This window comes from Methylobacterium sp. 1973 (genome assembly GCF_040545035.1).
GTDB lineage: Bacteria > Pseudomonadota > Alphaproteobacteria > Rhizobiales > Beijerinckiaceae > Methylobacterium > Methylobacterium fujisawaense.
In genome coordinates this window covers 227,880-245,650 of the sequence record NZ_JBEPLA010000005.1, presented here as the reverse complement: position 1 = coordinate 245,650, position 17,771 = coordinate 227,880, and the positions used below count along the sequence as shown (strand labels likewise).

The following is a 17,771-nucleotide window of genomic DNA, read 5'->3' as shown; positions in this document are numbered from 1 at the left end:
CGTTCGACAGGCCGCGCCCGACCCTTCAGCCGGGATCGTCGGCGGGCTTCTCGCCCGGGGGCGCGAACAGATCCTCCGGCGCCGCCACGGTGACGCGGCGCTGCGCCATGTCGAGCACCGGCACGAAGGCCTTGGTGAAGGGCAGGAGCGCCGTGGCGCCGCCGTTCGGAGGGCGCAGTTCCAGAAGATCGCCGCCACCGTAGTTCGGCACGGCCACGATCGTCCCGACGAGTGTCCCGGCCTCGTCCACCGCCGTGGCGCCGATCAGGTCGGCCGTATAGACCTCGTCGTCGTCCTCGGGGGCCGTCAGGCGGTCGCGGGGGATGAACAGGGCGACGCGGTTGAGCGCCTCGGCGGCGCTGCGGCCGGAGACGCCCTTCACCCGGGCGATCAGCATGTCGGGTGATGAACCGGGGGCGAGACGCACGTCGGCGAGCGTCAACGACCGTCCGTCCGCGGTTAGCAGGGCGCCGTAGCCGGCGATCGCCCGCGGATCGCCGGTGTAGGATTTGAGCCTCACCTCGCCGTTGAGGCCGTGCGCCCGCCCGAATTCGCCCAGCAGGACGAGGTTCGGATCGGGCGGCACGGGGAGCGGCGCCGGCTTGGGGGCCGGCGCCTTGGGCGAGGTCGCCGCATCGGGGGCGATCTTGCCGATCGCCGAGCTCGTGCGGCCGCGGCGGCCGCCGTCGCGGGGCGTGGAACCTGCGGGGCGGCGCGCCATGATCGGGCGCCTTACGCGGCGGCGTCCTCGGCGGGCGCCGCGGCCTTCTCGGCGCGCTTGGCGGCACGCTCCTTGGCCTTCTCGCCCGGCTCGGCCTTCTGCGGGTTGTTGCGGGTCGGGCGCTTGGCGAGACCGGCCTGGTCGAGGAAGCGCAGGACGCGGTCGGTCGGCTGCGCGCCCTTGGCGAGCCAGCTCTGGATCTTCTCGTTGTCGAGCACGATGCGGGCCGGATCGTCCTTGGCCTTCATCGGGTCGTAGGCGCCGACCTTGTCGATGAAGCGGCCGTCGCGGGGGGCGCGGGCGTCGGCGACGACGATGCGGTAGTACGGGCGCTTCTTGGCGCCACCGCGGGTGAGACGGATCTTGAGGGCCATGGTCTGACTACTTTCGCTGTTGCTCGATCTGGGACTCGTGGTCCGCCTTGATCGACTGGTGGTGCCGAATGACTTCCTTGACCACGAAGGCCAGAAATTTCTCGGCGAAGTCGGGGTCGAGCTTGGCCTCGACCGCGAGCTTGCGGAGCCGGGCGACCTGACGGGCCTCCCGGTCCGGATCGGAAGGGGGGATCCCCTTTCGGGCCTTGAGCTCGCCGACCCGCTGCGTGCAGCGGAAGCGCTCGGCGAGGAGATGGATCAGCGCCGCATCGAAATTGTCGATGCTCTCCCGCAGGCGCGCGAGTTCGGGATCGACGGCTTGAGCGGAGAGGATGCTCATTTCTTCTTCCCCGGCATGAACCCACCGAGACCCGGCAGCTTCGGACCGCCCAGGCCCGGAAGTCCGGGAAGCTTAGGCATTCCGCCCCCGCCCAAGCCCGGCGGCATCGGCGGCAGCTTGCCGCCGAACTGCTTCTCAAGCTGCGCGATCTGCTCCGGCGTCGGCTCCGGCATGCCGGGGGGCAAGCCGGGCATGCCGCCGCCCATCCCACCGCCGCCGAGGCCGAACATCGAACCGAGCGCCTGCCCGATCCCGCGCTTGCCCTGGCCCATCGCCTTCATCATGTCGGCCATGGTCCGGTGCATCTTGAGCAGCTTGTTGATCTCGGAGACATCGACCCCCGAGCCCGCCGCGATGCGCTTCTTGCGGCTGTTCTTGAGGAGGTCGGGGTTCTTCCGCTCCTGCGGGGTCATCGACGAGATGATCGCCCGCTGGCGCTTGAACATCTTCTCGTCGAGGTTGGCGCCCTCGACCTGCTTCTTGATCGCGCCCATGCCGGGCAGCATGCCCATCAGGCCACCGATGCCGCCCATCTTCTCCATCTGGGCGAGCTGCATCGACAAGTCCTCGAGATCGAACTTGCCCTTGCGCATCTTCTCCGCGGTGCGGAGCGCCTGCTCGTGGTCGATGGTCTCGGCCGCCTTCTCGACCAGCGAGACGATGTCGCCCATGCCGAGGATGCGGTTGGCGACGCGGGCCGGATGGAACTCCTCCAGGGCGTCGACCTTCTCGCCGACGCCGACGAGCTTGATCGGCTTGCCGGTGACCGCGCGCATGGAGAGCGCCGCGCCGCCGCGGGAATCGCCGTCCATACGGGTCAGCACGATGCCGGTGACGCCGAGCCGCTCGTCGAAGGCGCGGGCGGTGTTGACCGCGTCCTGGCCGGTGAGCGCGTCGGCGACCAGCAGCACCTCGTGCGGCCGGGTCGCGGCCTTCACCTCGGCGGCCTCGGCCATGAGGCCCTCGTCCACCGTGGTGCGGCCGGCGGTGTCGAGCATCACCACGTCGAAGCCGCCGAGGCGGGCGGCGTCCATGGCGCGCTTGGCGATCTGCACCGCCGACTGGCCGGCGATGATCGGCAGGGATTCGACGCCGACCTGCTTGGCCAGCACCGCGAGCTGCTCCATGGCAGCCGGGCGGCGCGTGTCGAGGGAGGCGAGCAGCACCTTGCGCTTCTCGCGGTCGGAGAGGCGGCGGGCGATCTTGGCGGTGGTGGTGGTCTTGCCCGAGCCCTGCAGGCCGACCATCAGGATCGGCACCGGCGCGGGGGCGTTGAGGTCCACGGTCTCGGCATCGGTGCCGAGCATCGCCACGAGCTCGTCGTTGACGATCTTCACGACCATCTGGCCGGGCGTCACCGACTTCAGCACGACGGCGCCGACGGCCTTCTCCTTCACCCGGTCGGTGAAGCCGCGGACCACCTCCAGGGCGACGTCGGCCTCCAGCAGGGCGCGCCGCACCTCGCGCATGGCGGCGGTGACGTCGGCCTCGGTGAGCGCGCCGCGGCGCGTCAGCCCCGAGAGGATGCCGGAGAGGCGGTCGGACAGGCCTTCGAACATGATCCTAGAGCCCCGCCGTCACTGTTCGAGCCCGGCGCGCTCGACGCGGCGGGCCTGCAGGGCCGCCTCGAAGCCGCGCACCGCGCTCGCGAACTTGTCCCGGCACTCCGGGTTGCAGAAGCCGACCACGGCCCCGTTGTAGAGGGTCAGCGAATCCGCCGAGATCGGCTTGCCCGACCACGGGCAGGTCTCGTTGATCGCGTCCTCGATGTTCAACGCTTCTTGATCGCGCGTCATGGGATGCCTCGGCCGGCGGATCCCGTCGCCGCGAATCGGCCAACACCCATCGCGCCCGAGGGCGCGGACGCGCTGTCGGGCGTTGACCTCCGGTCTCATGGGACCGGTCGGCTTGGCATCGGTCGATCTGCAACGGATCGGGAGGGCGGGGCGTAGCGGTACACGGCCGGAAAGTCAATTTTCCGGCCCCGCCGCCGGCGGCGGCGTGCCGGAATGAGCGGCCGATCGAAGTGCGGCTTTACCGAACGTTAAGCATGTTCGGATTGTCTTCGTGCCATATTCGCTCAGGACGCCCTCCGATGTCGGAACCCGCCCGCTCCCTCTCGCCGACCGAGTCCGGCAGCTTCCCCGCCACCGGCCCGCTCCGCGACTGGCTGGCGGCGATGAAGGCCCACGCGCCGGCGGAGACGCACGGCGACGCGCGGCCGGCCGAGGCCCAGCCGGAACCGAAGCGGGTCCGCGGCGGAGAGGCGGCGTGGTCGCCCCGGGTCGTGCCGGCCCCCGAGGCGCCGCGGGCGGCGACCGAGGATCCCGACATCGCCGAGCTGATGGCCGAGAACCTGATGCTCAAGGCCAAGCTCCGCGTGGAAGCCGGGCGCCAGGACGAGTTGCAGGCGATCCTGGCCGAGGAGATCCGGACCCTGCGCGAGCACATCCGCGACGAGATCGGCTCGCTGGAGGATCTGCGGGCCGAGCAGGAAGAGATCCGCATCGAGCGCGAGGAGTTCCGCGGGGAGCGGGAACGCTTCCGGATCGAGCGCGAGGAGATGCGCGCCGAGCGCGACCGGGCGCTTGCGGACCGCGACGCCCTGCGGTCCGAGCGGCTGACCCTGGTCGGCGAGCGCGATGCCCTGCGCGAGGAGCGCGACCTGTGGCGTGCCCGGACCGAGGCGCTGGCCCAGCCGCTGTTCCAGTCCCAGCGGCGCTGACGCGGCATCCGAACCCCGAAACGACGAAGGGCCACCCGCGAGGGTGGCCCTTCCATTGCCGAACCGTGCTGTCCGGCGGAACTGTCCCGAGATCGGGTCTCTGACGCGTCTTAGAGCGACGCGCCGGAGGCGACGGTCCAGGTCCGATGAGCCGAGACACACGGCTGATGACAATGAGACACTGGATCACCTCCTTTCGTTGGTTGCGGGTGACGCGAAGGTAAGTGGCCGCGCCCGGCTTGTGAAGCCCCGCGCCTGCGCCCGTTTGTCCTCTCCCGGCCCGCGCTTCCCCGCATCTCCGGCGGGGCGTATGACGGGTGCCCCGAGGTCAGCCCGTACCGCCTTGAACGCGCCCTTCGCCAATCCGCAACGTCCCGCCGACGAGGCCGCGCTCGATCCCGACGCGATGCGCCAGCCTCTGGGCAATGCGTGGTACTGCGTCGGGCAGGCCCGGAGCCTCGGCACGGCAGGCAGCCGGACGGGCCTGCGGGCCGTGGAACTCAACGGCGAGCAGATCGTGCTGGGCCGCGCCCCCGACGGCACGCCCTTCGCGCTGCGCGACCGCTGCCCCCATCGCGGCATGGCCCTGTCGAAGGGCCGCTTCGACGGCGATACCCTGATGTGCCCGTTCCACGGCTGGCGCTTCGGCACGGACGGGCGCTGCCGCGATGTCCCGACCCTGTCGGAGCACGACGCGGCCGACTTCTCCCGCATCCAGGTGCAGCGCTTCCCCATCCGCGAGAGCGCCGGCTTCCTCTGGGTCAACCCGCATATCGGTCCCGCCACCGGGGCTGTGCCGGAGATGCCCACACTGGATTTCGCGCCGGCCGGCTCCCTCGTGGTCGAACTCGTGGTCGAGGCCTCCTTCGACCTCACCACCCTGAGCCTCGTCGATCCCGGGCACGTCGCCTTCGTCCACGATTCGTGGTGGTTCCGGCCCTCGAAGCAGCTCCGCGAGAAGGTGAAGACCTTCCAGCCGGTGCCCCACGGCTTCGTGATGACGAGCCACGCCACCACGACGAGCTCGCCGGTCTACCGCCTGCTCGGCGGCGTCCCCGAGGTGGAGATCGAGTTCCGCCTGCCCGGCGTGCGGCTGGAGCGCATCCGCGCGGGTGAGAAGCGGGTGGCGAACTACACCTTCGCGACGCCGCTGACGCCGGACCGGACGCTGCTCACCAACGCCCTCTACTGGAGCATGCCGGCTCTGAACCTGCTCAAGCCGGTGGCGCGCCCGCTGATGCGGCAGTTCCTCACCCAGGACCAGCAGGTGCTTCAGCACGCGCAGGACGGGCTCGACCGCAAGCCCACCATGGTCCTGTTCGGCCAGGGCGACCTGCCCTCGCAATGGTATTTCCGGCTGAAGCGCGAGGCCCTGGAATCGGCCCGCGACGGGCGCCCGTTCGTCAACCCGCTGGAGCGCCGCGAGCTGCGCTGGCGCTCCTGAGGCGCGTCTAGCGCGCCGTCGCGTCGTCCCGGCAGGGACGGATCGCCTCCGGCTTCGGGCGCGCCTCCGGCGCGGGCGCCGCGAAGACCGCCAGATAGGCCCCGTCGGTCAGCGGCTGGAAGCCGGTCTCCCGATAGCCGGCGGCGGCGAGTTCGCAGCGCAGGAGCGCCGGCGGGGTGCCGTGCCGCGAGGGGATCGCGTCGGCATCCACGATCCCGACGCGGCCGCCAGGACGCATCGCCGCAGCGAGATTGTGGAGCAGGCCGAAGGGCTGGGTGATCTCGTGGTACATGTGCACGAGGATCGCCGCATCCACCGAGGCCGGCGGCAGGCGCGGATCATGGGGCTCGCCCCGCACCACCGTGACGTTTTTCAGCGCCTTCACCCGCGTCTCCAGGGCCGACAGGTAGGCGGGCGTCACGTCCTCGGCGAGCACGCGGCCCGCCGACCCGACCCGGGGGCTCAGCCGCACCACGTAGTAGCCGCTGCCGGCGCCGATATCCGCCACGGTCTCGCCGGGGGCGATGCCCATCCCCTTGGCGACCTGCTCGAACTCGCCGGCTTTGTCCCGCTCGGCCTCCGAGGACCAGCGCGGCGCGACGATCTCGGCCACCGGCCGGTCGGGCCTGGGAAAGGCGCCCGCAGGCGCACCCGGGGGGCCCAGCGGCTCGGCGGCGAGGGCCGGGCCGGCCAGGGCGACGGAGAGGACAGCGAGGGCACGGATCATGGCCGACAACCCGCGGGGGGCCCCGACGGTGCCGGGTCCGTTGACCGTGCCGCACCCGGCACGCCATCAAGCGCCATGACACGCGCGGACACGCCCTGGCGGGCCACGATCCTCACCCTCTATCCGGAGATGTTCCCGGGCCCGCTGGGCGTCTCCCTGTCGGGCGATGCCCTGGCGCGCGGCGACTGGACCCTGGAGGCCCGCAACATCCGCGCGCACGGCCTCGGCCGCCACCGCTCCGTGGACGACACGCCGGCCGGCGGCGGCGCCGGGATGGTGCTGCGCTGCGACGTGCTCGGCGCCGCCATCGACGCCGCGACCGGGGCGGAGGATCCGCGCCCGCGCCTGCTGATGTCGCCGCGCGGCCGGCCGCTCACCCAGGCCCGCGTCCGCGACCTCGCGGCGGGACCGGGCGCGCTGATCGTCTGCGGCCGCTTCGAGGGCGTCGACGAGCGCGTGATCGCCGGACGCGGCCTGGAGGAAGTCTCGATCGGCGACTACGTCCTGTCCGGCGGCGAGATCGCCGCCCTGGTGGTGCTCGACGCCTGCGTGCGGCTCCTGCCGGGCGTGATGGGCAAGATGGAATCCGGCGTCGAGGAGAGCTTCGAGGGCGGCCTTCTGGAATATCCGCACTACACGCGGCCCCGCGCGTGGGAGGGACGCGCGATCCCGGACGTCCTCTCCGGCGGCAACCATGCCGCCATCGCCCGCTGGCGTCGGGCGGAAGCCGAGCGGATCACCGCCGAGCGGCGCCCGGACCTGCGCGCCGGGGGCGACCCCGGTCAGGCCGGCTCGAGGTCGATCACCGGGCCGTCGCGGTCGTAATCCAAGGGATCGAGCTGCAGCGGCTGCGGCACGAGCCGCGGCGTCCGGCTCGCCAGCACGACGCGGGGTATTAAGGCCCCAATAACCAAGAGAAGAACTGACCAAATCGCCAATATCGCGGCGCTGTGGAAAGACATCGGCGCACCTCAAACGCAACGCGGCACCGCATTAAGGCTAACGGGCCTGGATTAATCGACTGTTCCCCGCGTCTCGACGCATTGTCCCGGGCAGGGGCATCGACGCGAAGACTGCTGACGGAACAAGCGCTTGCAAGCCGGCGGGTTTCGGCGCATGCGCGAGCCGGGACACGTCTCCCCGCGGAGGAGCGTCCCTCTGCAAGGATGGATCCGTCATGACTAGCCGCCCCACGCAGCGCCCGCGCGTGCCTCATTTCTCCTCCGGCCCCTGCGCCAAGCGGCCCGGCTGGTCCCCGGCCGCCCTGGCCGACGCCGCGCTGGGCCGGTCGCACCGCTCGCCCCTCGGCAAGGCCAAGCTCGCCCGGGCCATCGACCTGACGCGGTCCGTCCTGCAGGTGCCCGCCAGGTACCGGATCGGCATCGTGCCGGCCTCCGACACCGGCGCCGTCGAGATGGCGATGTGGACGATGCTCGGGCCGAAGCCCGTCGAGGTCGCCGCCTGGGAGGCGTTCGGCAAGGAATGGGTCACCGACGCGCTGAAGCAGCTCAAGATCGCGCCCCGCATCCACCAGACGCCCTACGGGATCCTGCCGGACCTCGCGGCGATCGACACCCAGCGGAGCGACGTGGTCTTCACCTGGAACGGCACCGCAGCCGGGGTGAAGGTGCCGGACGGCGCCTGGATCGCGGCGGACCGCGAGGGCCTGACGATCTGCGACGCGACCTCGGCGGCCTTCGCCCAACCCCTGCCCTGGGACAAGCTCGATGTCGTGACCTTCTCCTGGCAGAAGGTGATGGGCGGCGAGGCGGCGCACGGCATGCTGATCCTCTCGCCCCGCGCCGTGGCGCGGCTGGAGAGCCACACGCCGTCCTGGCCGCTGCCGAAGATCTTCCGCCTCACCAAGGACGGCAAGCTGATCGAGGGCATCTTCAAGGGCGACACGATCAACACGCCCTCGATGCTGGCGGTGGAGGACTACCTCGACACCCTGGACTGGGCCGAGCGGATCGGCGGACTGCCGGCGCTGCACGCGCGGGCCGACGCCAACGCCCGGGCGATCTACGACTGGGTCGCCCGGGCGCCCTGGATCGCGCCGCTGGCCGTCGATCCCGCCACCTACTCCAACACCGGCGTCTGCCTCGTGATCGCCGATCCGGACGTGCTCGCCCGGGGCGATGCGGCGGTCTCGGCCTTCGCGGCGGGGATCGTGGAGCGCCTCGACCGCGAGGGCGTCGCCCTCGACATCGGCGCCTATCGCGACGCCCCGGCGGGCCTGCGGATCTGGTGCGGCGCCACCGTGGAGACCGCCGATCTGGAGGCGCTCACGCCCTGGCTCGACTGGGCCTTCGCGGAGGAGAAGGCGGCGCTGACGCGGGCGGCGTAAAAGCGTCGGGGTCGATGCCCGGTCGCAGCCCCGCATCGTCATCGCGAGCGCGGCGCAGCGAAGCGATGACGGCCTGACGTAAAAAACCCCGGCCCTTTCGGAGCCGGGGTTTTCGTTTGCCTGGACGCGGCCCCGCAGGGCCGCGCCGTCCCGTCTCAGTAATTGTAGGCGCGCTCGCCGTGATCGGCGATGTCGAGGCCCTCGCGCTCCTCTTCCTGCGTGACACGCAGGCCGATCGTCACGTCGACGAGCTTGTAGAGGATCGCCGAGCCGAGGCCCGACCACAGGAGCGTCAGGCCGACCGCCTCCGCCTGGATGATGACCTGGCTCACCATGTCGTAGGCACCGACCGCCAGCTCGCCCGGCTTCGAGGTGTAGTCGGGGATGCCGACGCCGCCGAGGTTCGGATCGACCAGGATGCCGGTCGCGAGCGCGCCCAGGATGCCGCCGACGCAGTGGACGCCGAAGACGTCCAGGGAGTCGTCGTAGCCCAGCGCGTTCTTCACGGTGGAGCACATCACGAAGCAGACCACGCCGGCGACGAGGCCGAGCACGATCGAGCCCATCGGGCCGGCGAAGCCGGAGGCCGGGGTGACGGCCACGAGGCCGGCGACCGCGCCCGACAGCATGCCGAGCAGCGACGGCTTGCCCTTGAGCGCCCACTCGGCGAACAGCCACGCCACCGCGGCGCCGCAGGTCGCCACGAAGGTGTTGAGCATCGCCAGCGCGGCGGTGCCGTTGGACTCGAGGTTCGAGCCGGCATTGAAGCCGAACCAGCCGACCCACAGCAGCGAGGCGCCGATCATGGTCATGGTCAGCGAGTGCGGGGCGAGGAGGTCGCGGCCGTAACCGATGCGCTTGCCCATGATCAGGCAGCCGACGAAGCCCGCGATGCCCGCGTTGATGTGGACCACGGTGCCGCCGGCGAAGTCGAGGGCGCCCTTCTGGAAGAGGAAGCCGGCATCCTTGTTGACCGCGTCGAGGGCCGCCTGGGCGGTCGCCTTCGAGGCGTCGTCGGTGGCGGCGGCCAGCGCCTTGGCGGCGTTGCCGACGGCGTCCGGGCCGGCCCAGTACCAGACCATGTGGGCCATGGGGAAATAGATGATCGTGACCCAGAGGATCGTGAACACCACCAGCGCGGAGAACTTCATCCGCTCGGCGAAGGCGCCGACGATCAGCGCGGGCGTGATCATGGCGAACGTCATCTGGAAGCACAGATAGGCGTATTCCGGGATCACGACGCCGTTCGAGAAGGTCGCCACCGTCGAGTTCGCGTCGATGCCCTTCAGGAAGGCCTTCGAGAGACCGCCGACGAAGTCGTTGAGGCCGCCGCCGTTGGTGAAGGCGAGGCTGTAGCCGTAGAACACCCAGAGCAGGCCGACGATCGACACGATCGCGAACACCTGGGTCAGCACCGACAGCATGTTCTTGGTGCGCACGAGGCCGCCGTAGAACAGCGCGAGGCCGGGGATGCTCATCATCAGCACCAGGGCCGAGGAGATCATCATCCAGGCCGTGTCGCCCTTGTTGGGGATCGGCGACGGCGGCGGCGAAGCGGCTTCCGGGGTCGGCGTCTGTGCGAGGGAAGGCTCGATCAGGAGGGCGGCGATGGCCGCCCCTCCCAAGCCGAGCATGAGGGCATGACGAAGTTTCATGGGCACGTGGCTCCCGGTCTTAAATCCGTGTTGTGTCAGAAGGTCTCGACATCGGCGGGCCCGGACGCGCCGGGCCGCGGATCAGAGGGCGTCGGCGTCGGTCTCGCCGGTCCGGATGCGCACCGCCTTCTCCAGCGGCATCACGAAGATCTTGCCGTCGCCGATCTGGCCGGTGCGGGCAGCCCCGGCGATGGCGTCGATCACGCTGGACGTCAGGTCGGAAGCGACGGCGACCTCGATCTTCAGCTTGGGCAGGAAGCTCACCGCGTATTCCGCGCCGCGGTAGATCTCGGTGTGGCCCTTCTGGCGGCCATAGCCCTTCACTTCCGTCACCGTCAGGCCGTGGACGCCGATTCCGGTGAGCGCGTCGCGCACCTCCTCGAGCTTGAACGGCTTGATGATGGCCATCACGATTTTCATGGGCGACGCCCCCTTCGAAGTCCTTGGGAACCGTTGCCGTCACCCGACTGCGGGATGGCCCGGCCCGGACCATCCGCAAGCTCGGGATGACCCGCGGTCGCAAGCCGCTATTCAAGGACTATGCCAGTCGCGCTTGGCTGGGAACATTTTCGCGGATCGTCATTCTGCCCATCGATTAGCCCGGATCGATCACATCCCGGGCAGACCCGGCGCAGGAGCCGCACAACGATCAGGCAAACTGCACGATTCCGTGCACACAATGATGTTGCGGATCGGCAACGCACGCGCCGGATCGCGATTTAATCCCGGATCGGGCGGATCAAACCCTCCTGGGCGACCGAGGCCACGAGGTTGCCGGCCCGGTCGAAGATCTGGCCCCGCGCGAAGCCGCGGGCGCCGCCCGCGACCGGGCTGTCCTGCGCGTAGAGGAGCCAGTCGTCGATCCGGACGGGCCGGTGGAACCAGAGCGCGTGGTCGAGGCTCGCGGCCTGGATCGCCGGATCGAACACCGACCGGGCGTGCGGGATCAGCGAGACGTCGAGCAGGGTCATGTCGGAGGCGTAGGCCAGCACGGCCCGATGAAGCGCCGGATCGTCCGGCAGCGCCGAGGCCGCGCGCAGCCAGACATTGAAGATCGGGTCGGGGGCCCGGCCGCCCGCGCCCGCGGGCAGGTAGCGGTTCAGGTCGACCGGCCGCAGGGCGATCGGCCGCTCGCGACCGAAATAGGCCGCGATCGCCTCCGGCATCCCGGTGCCGCCGGCGGCCGCCAGGGCCTTGCCGTCGAGGAGCCCCTCCGGTCCGGCCACCGCGGGCATCGCCGGCTGGTGCGTCAGGCCCTCTTCCACGACCTGATAGGAGACGGTCGTGGCGAAGATCGCCCGCCCGTGCTGGATCGCCTTGACCCGGCGGGTCGTGAAGCTCCGTCCGTCCCGGATGCGCTCGACCTCGTAGACGATCGGCGTCCGGGGGTCCCCGGGCAGGAGGAAGTAGGCGTGGAGGGAATGGGCCGGGCGGTCGTCCGGCACCGTCCGGGTCGCGGCGACCAGCGCCTGCGCCACCACCTGCCCGCCGAAGACCCGCCGCCAGCCCGTCTTGGGGTTCTGGCCGCGGAACAGGTCGACCTCCAGGCGCTCCAGATCGAGGATGGCGATCAGCTCGGCGACGGCATCCGTCATCGCGTCGGTGTTGGCGTCGGTCATGACCCGCGGGGTTTCCGTTCGTTGTCCGCGTGCGACATAGGCTTTTCGAATGCACCAATCCACGCGTCCCGCATGCGCGACCGAAGGAGATCCGCCACGATGACGGCCGAGACGTTCCGACCCGGCAGCCGCCGCCTCCTGATCGCCGGCGGCGGCCTGCCCAGCCTCGCCCTGGCCCTGGCGCTCAAGCAGGCCCATGGACCGGCGCTCGCCGTGACGGTGATCGATCCGGGCCGCGCCGATCCCGGGCGGCATCGCGGCCGCGCCTACGCCCTCGCGGCGGGCGGCCGGCGGATGCTCGACCGCCTCGGCCTGTGGCCCCGCGTCGCGGAGGCGGCCGAGCCGATCACCGAGATGGTCATCAGCGACAGCCGCCTCGCCGACCCGGTGCGGCCCGTCTTCCTGACCTTCGGCCGCGAGGCGGAGGACGACCGCGACCCCGGCGAACCCTTCGCCCACATGATCGAGGCGGAACCGCTGGCCGAAGCCCTGGCGGAGGCCTGCCGGGGGGCGGGGGTGTCGATCGTCGCCGCGGGAGTCATGCGCGCGGTGCCGGAGGGTGCGGCGATCGGTGCGGTGCTGACGACCGGCGAGACCCTGCGGGGCGATCTGCTGGTGGCCGCCGACGGGGCGCGCTCGCGGCTGCGCGAGGCGGCGCGGATCGGCTGGGTCGGCTGGTCCTACCCGCAGGTCGGCATCGTGGCGACCATCGGCCATGCCCGGCCGCACGGGGGACGCGCCGTCGAGCATTTCCTGCCCGCCGGCCCGTTCGCGATCCTGCCGCTGCGGGACGGCGGCCCCCTGGGGCACCGCTCCTCCATCGTCTGGACCGAACGTTCGGACGACGCCGAGGCCCTGCTGTCCGGCGGGCCCGACGAGGTGCTGGCCGAGATCGAGCGGCGGTTCACCCTGGATCTCGGGACCCTCGCGCTGGAGCACGGCCCGAGCCGGCATCCCCTGGCCTTCGGCATCGCCCGTGCCTTCCGGGCCGAGCGCGTCGCCCTGCTGGGCGATGCCGCCCACGTGATCCATCCGATCGCCGGCCAGGGCCTCAATCTCGGGCTCGCGGATGCCGCGGCTTTGGCCGAGGCCGTGACCGAAGCGCTGCGTCTCGGGCTCGATCCCGGCGGACCCGACGTGCTGCGCGCCTACGAACGCGCCCGGCGCTTCGACAGCTTCGCCATGGCGGCGGCCACCGACGGGTTGAACCGTCTGTTCTCGAACGACGCCCTGCCGCTGCGCCTCGCCCGCGACCTCGGCCTCGGGATCGTGGACCGGCTGCCGGGGCTCAAGCGCTTCTTCATCGGCGAGGCCGCGGCCGCGCGCGGATCCCGGCCGCGTCTGATGCGGGGCGAAGCGCTCTGAGCGGGCGTCAGGCCCGCTCCGGAGCGGGACCGGACTCGGAGACGAGCGGGCGGTCGGCCTCCGGAGCCGGCCTCCCCCCGAGGGCCCGCGCGGCACAGATCGCCAGGGCGGCGACGACCAGTCCGGCGATCACGTCGACGAAGTAGTGGCCCCCGTCGATCGGCGTGGCGGCGATGAGAAGGGCGTTGACCAGGAGGGCCGGGAACCGCGCCGCGCGCACGCTCCAGAAGGCCCAGATGTAGAGGCCGCCCAAAGCCGCGTGGAAGCTCGGAAACGTGATGATGCCCTCGACACGATCGAGGGAGATCGTCCGGAGCGTGCCGTCGCGCAGGCCGGTCAGATCCGCGACATGGACGTCGGCTGCGGCCGGCTCCAGCTGGGGGAAGTCTGCCGGAGACAGTCCCAGGAACTCGAAGTTCGCCATAGCTGGCGTCAGCGCCGAGATGAGGACCGTCACGGTCCCGGCGATGGCGAAGGCGAGGACGAAGTCCTGCAGGGCCCGCAACCGGCCGCTGAAGCCCAGCAGGATGACCGCCAGCATGGTCTGCAGGATCAGGCTGCGATAGGCGAGCGAGAGCACCAGCCCGAGCCGCGGATGGCCGTCCACGAAGGCCAGGTAGGCGCGCCAGTCCAGACCGAGCCGCTGGTCCCAGGCGTAAAAGGTCGCGTCCCAGAGCGGCCCGCCGGTGCTCGCCACGGCGTAGGACAGGGCGGCCGCGCAGGCGCTGAAGGCGATGACCTGCGCCAGGCCGTCGAGCGTGGCCGCGATGCGCGGTTCGGGACGGCGCGTGCGATAGATCAGCGCCAGGGCTTCGAGGCCCAGGCAGGCGCCGAGGGTGACGAGCGCGCTGTCCCAGGCGAAGCGCAGCCCGGCGATCGCCATCCAGACGCCGGTCGCGACCAGCATGGCGGCGATCAGAGGCCAGCTGCCGACGCGACCTCGGGGGCGCTCAGCGAACATCGGGCCCGATCGCGTGTGGCGCTGTCATCGAAGGTCTTGAGGCCGGACTGGCCGGGGATGGTCCCGCACAAGTCTTAAGGATCCGCATCGGAAAAGCCCGGCTTCGCCGCGTCGACCCGGGCGCGTCGATCCGAGCCCGCAGGCGCCATCGGCCGGCCAGCCCGTCGACCACGCCCTCGGCGCCCCTGCGGACGGCCCGGATCGGCCCTCGCAGCGACAGGGCCGCCAGCAGGTGCAGCGGCAGACCGACGGCGGCCAGCGGCACCAGAAGACCCCACCTGTCCCAGTCCGGACGATACGGCGCCAGGAGCAGGAAGGCGCCGCTGACGATGTAGAGATCGAAGCTCGTCCGCCCCAGGAAGGCCGCCACCGCGCGCGGCGGACCGCGCAGCCGGCCCGCGACCGCCAGCATGAACCCGCAGCCCGCCACGGCCGTGACCGCGAAGAGCGCCGGGTTGCCGTACTGCCCCGTCGCGACATGGACGAAGTTCCGCGGCGCGCAGAGGAGGAGCACGGCCAGACCGCAGACGCCGAGCAGCGCGGACGCGTCGAGCGCGCGCCGGCCGAGCCGCCGGCCCGCGACGTAGAACGGCAGGGCGCCGAGGAGCGCGTGGATCTGCCAGAACGGGAAGGCCTGCGCGCTGCAGATCCAGGACACGGCCAGGGCGGCGCCCAGAACGACCCAATAGGCATGGGGAAAGGCCAGGGCGAGCGCGGCGGCGTAGACCACCCGCACCAGCCCCAGGGCGACCAGGAACCAGAGCACGCTCAGGCTGAGGTCACGGCCGCGCAGCATGTCGAGGAGTGCGCTCCCCGGCGAAACGGTGCCGTCGAGAAGCGGCGGGATCAGCGCGAGGGTGCTGAACGCCAGCGCCGTGAGGACGAGCTTCAGGGCGGAGAGGCTCGCCGCGGCGATATCCTCATCCCCCCTGACCCGGTCGACCATCCCGCAGAGCAGGAAGAAGAACGGCATGTGGAAGGCGTAGATGACCCGCCAGACCGCGAGGGCGGGCCCCGGGTTGGGCCCCGACGGGCCGTAGAAGACGGGCTGCAGGAGGTGGCCGAAGAGGACCAGCAGCACGGCGAGGCCGCGCGCGGCGTCGAGCTGCGTGTCGCGGTGTCGGGCCATGAGATCGGTTCGCGGCATCGGGGACCGGATGATGCCGCGCCATGCTTTAGCAAGCCGTATCACCCGCTTGCGGAATCCACCCTCGACGGCGCCCGCGCAGCGCCGCGCGTCGGGACGCACCGGCGGGCCGCGCCTTGATCTCAGCCGGTGACGAGGGCGCGGGCCCGGCGCAGCCAGCGCAGGGACGCCTCGATCAGGGTGGGGCTGCGATGCTTGAGGATCGCCGATTTCAGCAGCGTCCGGGGCACCTCCCAGAGCTGGACGGATCCCACGGGGAAATGCGCCACGTCGCCCGGCGTCAGGTGATGGCGCCGGCCATCCGCGTCGGTGATGAAGACCTCGCCGTCGAGGATGGTGACGATCTCGTCGGCGTGGTGGGTCCAGCGGAACGTGCTGGCCGTGGTGCGCCACAGGTAGACCTGCGCGCTCCCGTCGTGGGTCTGCGCGACTTCCGCGACCTCGGTGACCGGATCGCCCGCGACGACCCAGTGCGCCGGGATCGGCGCCGGGGCAAAGGCGGCCCCGCCGGGCCGGATCGCCGTGCTGGCGACGGGACGCCCCTGCTCGTGCAGCCGGATCTCGGCGAAGGCGCCGGCGCCGACCAGAACCGGCAGGATGGCGGCGGCGACGAGAAACTTCTTCACGGTCAGCTCCGCACCTCGGCGCGCGGCCCGCTTTCAGGCGAAGACAAGACTATCCGCGCATTGCCCGCGCAGGGGTAGCGGCTCGGGCGACCCTGTTCCAGCACAACGCCAAGATCTTCTTGGGTCGTCCTTAATGCGCCCGCGCCGGGGCGGACGCGGCCCGGGCCGCCCGTGCGATCCGGCTCAGGCCGCGTCGGCCCGGCGCTCCGTGATCCAGCGCGTCGCGTCGGCCCGCGGGGCGACGACATCGGTGTCGATGCGCAGTTGCGGGCTGTAGGCAGGATCCTCCGCGATGACGTCGCCCCAGCGGCGCAGGAAGCGCGCGATCTGCGAGCCCGGCGCGAAGCTGGTCTGCCGCGAGGCGCTCTCGTGATGCGCCATCTCGGCGAACGGCGTGTAGACGATGCGGTAGCCGAGCTGCCGCATCTTCAGGCACAGGTCGACGTCGTTAAAGTCGAGGGCGAAGGCCTCGTCGAAGCCGTTCACGGCCTCCAGCACCGCCTTGCGGGTGGCGAAGAGCGCGCCGGTCACCGCCGAGCAGTCGCGCTGCGTCAGGGCCCAGTCGCCGTAGGTCGGCTCGGCCGCGTCCCGGTTGTACCAGGGGTGGGCGAACACGTCGAAGATGCCGCCGGTCATGCCGGCATGCTGGATCTTGCCCGTGGGAAACAGCAGCCGGCCGCCGACCCCGCCGACGCCGCGATCCAGCGCGAAGGCCAGGAGCGCCTCGATCCAGCCGGGCCGGCGCACGACGAGATCGTCGTTCATCAAGATGATGAGATCCGTCTCGGCCGCGCGCCAGAGCGTGTTCATCTTGGCCGCGTAGTTGAACCGCTCCCCCGGAGCTCGGGTGGTCAGCAGGCGGGTCACGGCGAACCGGTCGGAGCGCCCGCGATAGATCGCATCGTCGGCCACGTCGTCGCCGATCAGCACGCGGATCCTGTCGGCCGGGTAGGTGCTGCGGCCGAGGCTGTCGAGCAGGTTGATCACATGCGGCTTGGCGCCCTCCACGACGCGACCCTGATCGTCCTTCGGGCGGCTCTGGTTGGTCGGCACCACCAGGGTCACGCCGGGCCGCGCGTCGAGGGTCCGGCGGATCTCCAGCGTGTCCGCGGTCAGCCCGGGGACGGCGCGCAGGGGCATGCCGGACGCGTCGAACCACCGGTCGAGGGCGTGGGCGCGGGCCGTACGCGTCGCCTTCGGGCGTTGCAGCGGCGAGGCGATCAGCGTTTGGGGGATCCGGTCGATGCCGATCCCGGCGGAGATCGCGCCGAGCAGGACGCGGAACCACGCGGCGCTGCCGTGGCGCTTCCCGAAATCCGGGCTCAGACCGGCCAGGGCCGAGACCCGGATGAGGAGGGGGAAGCCGATATAATCGTCGGCCATGAGGAGGGCCGGGTTGAAGGTCGGCTTGCAATGGACGCTGCGGACCTGACCCGCGCCGTCCACCACGGCGTCGTCGCCGTAGAAGATGCCGATATCGGGCCGCTCGGCCATCGCGCGCGTGAGATGCGCCACGAGGTCGGGGCACAGCTCGGAGGCTGCGGGAGCCACGAACACGGCCCGGCAGGCGGGCATCTGACCGGCCGCGATCTGGCCGAGCCGGCGCTCGTCGAGGGGACGGACCTGCGCGTCGAGGGGCAGCGGCAGGATCGCGTCCGGCCACGGGAGCGTGCCCCACGAGGCCGACGGGGCCGGAACCGGCTTCTTCTTCAACACGGGT

18 protein-coding genes are annotated in these 17,771 nt (G+C 71.4%); 5 read left to right on the top strand and 13 right to left on the bottom strand.

Annotated features, from left to right (window positions below):
* Positions 1–25 precede the first annotated feature (25 nt).
* Genes rimM through ABIC70_RS12370 form a run of 5 tightly spaced genes read right to left on the bottom strand, consistent with a single transcriptional unit; the run spans position 26 to position 3,231 of the window.
* Positions 26–721 (bottom strand): ribosome maturation factor RimM, encoded by a 696-nt coding sequence (gene rimM, locus ABIC70_RS12390; protein WP_043349959.1) that lies wholly within the window; start codon positions 719–721, stop codon positions 26–28.
* A gap of 11 nt (positions 722–732) precedes the next feature.
* On the bottom strand, positions 733–1,095 hold the full coding sequence (rpsP, locus tag ABIC70_RS12385) for a 30S ribosomal protein S16 (protein ID WP_020092607.1): 363 nt from the start codon (positions 1,093–1,095) through the stop codon (positions 733–735).
* 7 nt (positions 1,096–1,102) lie between these two features.
* Positions 1,103–1,435: a chorismate mutase gene (locus ABIC70_RS12380; RefSeq protein ID WP_043349961.1), complete on the bottom strand. Its 333-nt coding sequence runs from the start codon at positions 1,433–1,435 to the stop codon at positions 1,103–1,105.
* Positions 1,432–2,994 carry a signal recognition particle protein gene (ffh, locus tag ABIC70_RS12375; RefSeq protein WP_043349964.1) on the bottom strand — a complete coding sequence of 521 codons (1,563 nt, stop codon included), beginning with the start codon at positions 2,992–2,994 and terminating at the stop codon, positions 1,432–1,434. The genes ABIC70_RS12380 and ffh overlap by 4 nt, the downstream gene beginning before the upstream one ends.
* An 18-nt stretch (positions 2,995–3,012) precedes the next feature.
* Positions 3,013–3,231 carry a glutathione S-transferase gene (locus ABIC70_RS12370; RefSeq protein WP_043381159.1) on the bottom strand — a complete coding sequence of 73 codons (219 nt, stop codon included), beginning with the start codon at positions 3,229–3,231 and terminating at the stop codon, positions 3,013–3,015.
* 299 nt (positions 3,232–3,530) lie between these two features.
* Between ABIC70_RS12370 and ABIC70_RS12365 the strand changes: the two genes are divergently transcribed.
* Complete coding sequence (locus tag ABIC70_RS12365) at positions 3,531–4,160, top strand: ATPase (RefSeq protein ID WP_354439797.1); 630 nt, start codon at positions 3,531–3,533, stop codon at positions 4,158–4,160.
* Between the two features lie 406 nt (positions 4,161–4,566).
* Entirely contained in the window at positions 4,567–5,604 is a 1,038-nt protein-coding gene (locus ABIC70_RS12360) for an aromatic ring-hydroxylating oxygenase subunit alpha (RefSeq protein ID WP_502916021.1), read from the top strand.
* A 7-nt stretch (positions 5,605–5,611) separates the two neighbouring features.
* Here the strand turns inward: ABIC70_RS12360 and ABIC70_RS12355 are convergent, their stop codons facing one another.
* Positions 5,612–6,331, bottom strand: a complete 720-nt coding sequence (locus ABIC70_RS12355; RefSeq protein ID WP_354439795.1) for a class I SAM-dependent methyltransferase — start codon at positions 6,329–6,331, stop codon at positions 5,612–5,614.
* Positions 6,332–6,406: 75 nt separating this feature from the next.
* Between ABIC70_RS12355 and trmD the strand changes: the two genes are divergently transcribed.
* Both trmD and ABIC70_RS12345 read left to right on the top strand, forming a co-directional pair.
* Positions 6,407–7,156, top strand: coding sequence for a tRNA (guanosine(37)-N1)-methyltransferase TrmD (gene trmD, locus ABIC70_RS12350; RefSeq protein ID WP_043381166.1), 750 nt, complete (start codon positions 6,407–6,409; stop codon positions 7,154–7,156).
* Positions 7,157–7,508: 352 nt separating this feature from the next.
* Positions 7,509–8,678, top strand: coding sequence for a phosphoserine transaminase (locus tag ABIC70_RS12345; protein ID WP_354439794.1), 1,170 nt, complete (start codon positions 7,509–7,511; stop codon positions 8,676–8,678).
* 155 nt (positions 8,679–8,833) lie between these two features.
* Here the strand turns inward: ABIC70_RS12345 and ABIC70_RS12340 are convergent, their stop codons facing one another.
* From ABIC70_RS12340 to tesB, 3 genes are all read right to left on the bottom strand, one after another.
* A complete protein-coding gene (locus ABIC70_RS12340; protein ID WP_043381174.1) occupies positions 8,834–10,333 on the bottom strand; it encodes an ammonium transporter in 1,500 nt (499 codons plus the stop codon).
* An 81-nt stretch (positions 10,334–10,414) separates the two neighbouring features.
* Complete coding sequence (locus tag ABIC70_RS12335) at positions 10,415–10,753, bottom strand: P-II family nitrogen regulator (RefSeq protein ID WP_010683623.1); 339 nt, start codon at positions 10,751–10,753, stop codon at positions 10,415–10,417.
* Between the two features lie 299 nt (positions 10,754–11,052).
* Positions 11,053–11,952 (bottom strand): acyl-CoA thioesterase II, encoded by a 900-nt coding sequence (gene tesB / locus ABIC70_RS12330; RefSeq protein WP_078947062.1) that lies wholly within the window; start codon positions 11,950–11,952, stop codon positions 11,053–11,055.
* A gap of 99 nt (positions 11,953–12,051) precedes the next feature.
* Between tesB and ABIC70_RS12325 the strand changes: the two genes are divergently transcribed.
* Positions 12,052–13,317, top strand: coding sequence for an FAD-dependent monooxygenase (locus ABIC70_RS12325; protein WP_354439793.1), 1,266 nt, complete (start codon positions 12,052–12,054; stop codon positions 13,315–13,317).
* Positions 13,318–13,324: 7 nt separating this feature from the next.
* On the opposite strand, the gene ABIC70_RS12320 is transcribed toward ABIC70_RS12325, so the two are convergent.
* The 4 genes from ABIC70_RS12320 to ABIC70_RS12305 form a co-directional block, all read right to left on the bottom strand.
* Positions 13,325–14,224, bottom strand: a complete 900-nt coding sequence (locus ABIC70_RS12320) for a phosphatase PAP2 family protein (protein ID WP_354439792.1) — start codon at positions 14,222–14,224, stop codon at positions 13,325–13,327.
* 43 nt (positions 14,225–14,267) lie between these two features.
* On the bottom strand, positions 14,268–15,407 hold the full coding sequence (locus tag ABIC70_RS12315; RefSeq protein WP_179697103.1) for an acyltransferase family protein: 1,140 nt from the start codon (positions 15,405–15,407) through the stop codon (positions 14,268–14,270).
* Between the two features lie 140 nt (positions 15,408–15,547).
* Positions 15,548–16,051 carry a cupin domain-containing protein gene (locus tag ABIC70_RS12310; protein ID WP_043349987.1) on the bottom strand — a complete coding sequence of 168 codons (504 nt, stop codon included), beginning with the start codon at positions 16,049–16,051 and terminating at the stop codon, positions 15,548–15,550.
* Positions 16,052–16,234: 183 nt separating this feature from the next.
* Entirely contained in the window at positions 16,235–17,767 is a 1,533-nt protein-coding gene (locus tag ABIC70_RS12305; protein WP_354439791.1) for a glycosyltransferase family 2 protein, read from the bottom strand.
* Positions 17,768–17,771: the final 4 nt, after the last annotated feature.

Coding starts and splice junctions, on each gene's coding strand:
- rimM (WP_043349959.1), bottom strand. CDS start 721: ATGGCGCGCCGCCCCGCAGGTTCCACGCCCCGCGACGGCGGCCGCCGC.
- rpsP (WP_020092607.1), bottom strand. CDS start 1,095: ATGGCCCTCAAGATCCGTCTCACCCGCGGTGGCGCCAAGAAGCGCCCG.
- ABIC70_RS12380 (WP_043349961.1), bottom strand. CDS start 1,435: ATGAGCATCCTCTCCGCTCAAGCCGTCGATCCCGAACTCGCGCGCCTG.
- ffh (WP_043349964.1), bottom strand. CDS start 2,994: ATGTTCGAAGGCCTGTCCGACCGCCTCTCCGGCATCCTCTCGGGGCTG.
- ABIC70_RS12370 (WP_043381159.1), bottom strand. CDS start 3,231: ATGACGCGCGATCAAGAAGCGTTGAACATCGAGGACGCGATCAACGAG.
- ABIC70_RS12365 (WP_354439797.1), top strand. CDS start 3,531: ATGTCGGAACCCGCCCGCTCCCTCTCGCCGACCGAGTCCGGCAGCTTC.
- ABIC70_RS12360 (WP_502916021.1), top strand. CDS start 4,567: ATGCGCCAGCCTCTGGGCAATGCGTGGTACTGCGTCGGGCAGGCCCGG.
- ABIC70_RS12355 (WP_354439795.1), bottom strand. CDS start 6,331: ATGATCCGTGCCCTCGCTGTCCTCTCCGTCGCCCTGGCCGGCCCGGCC.
- trmD (WP_043381166.1), top strand. CDS start 6,407: ATGACACGCGCGGACACGCCCTGGCGGGCCACGATCCTCACCCTCTAT.
- ABIC70_RS12345 (WP_354439794.1), top strand. CDS start 7,509: ATGACTAGCCGCCCCACGCAGCGCCCGCGCGTGCCTCATTTCTCCTCC.
- ABIC70_RS12340 (WP_043381174.1), bottom strand. CDS start 10,333: ATGAAACTTCGTCATGCCCTCATGCTCGGCTTGGGAGGGGCGGCCATC.
- ABIC70_RS12335 (WP_010683623.1), bottom strand. CDS start 10,753: ATGAAAATCGTGATGGCCATCATCAAGCCGTTCAAGCTCGAGGAGGTG.
- tesB (WP_078947062.1), bottom strand. CDS start 11,952: ATGACCGACGCCAACACCGACGCGATGACGGATGCCGTCGCCGAGCTG.
- ABIC70_RS12325 (WP_354439793.1), top strand. CDS start 12,052: ATGACGGCCGAGACGTTCCGACCCGGCAGCCGCCGCCTCCTGATCGCC.
- ABIC70_RS12320 (WP_354439792.1), bottom strand. CDS start 14,224: ATGCTGGTCGCGACCGGCGTCTGGATGGCGATCGCCGGGCTGCGCTTC.
- ABIC70_RS12315 (WP_179697103.1), bottom strand. CDS start 15,407: ATGGCCCGACACCGCGACACGCAGCTCGACGCCGCGCGCGGCCTCGCC.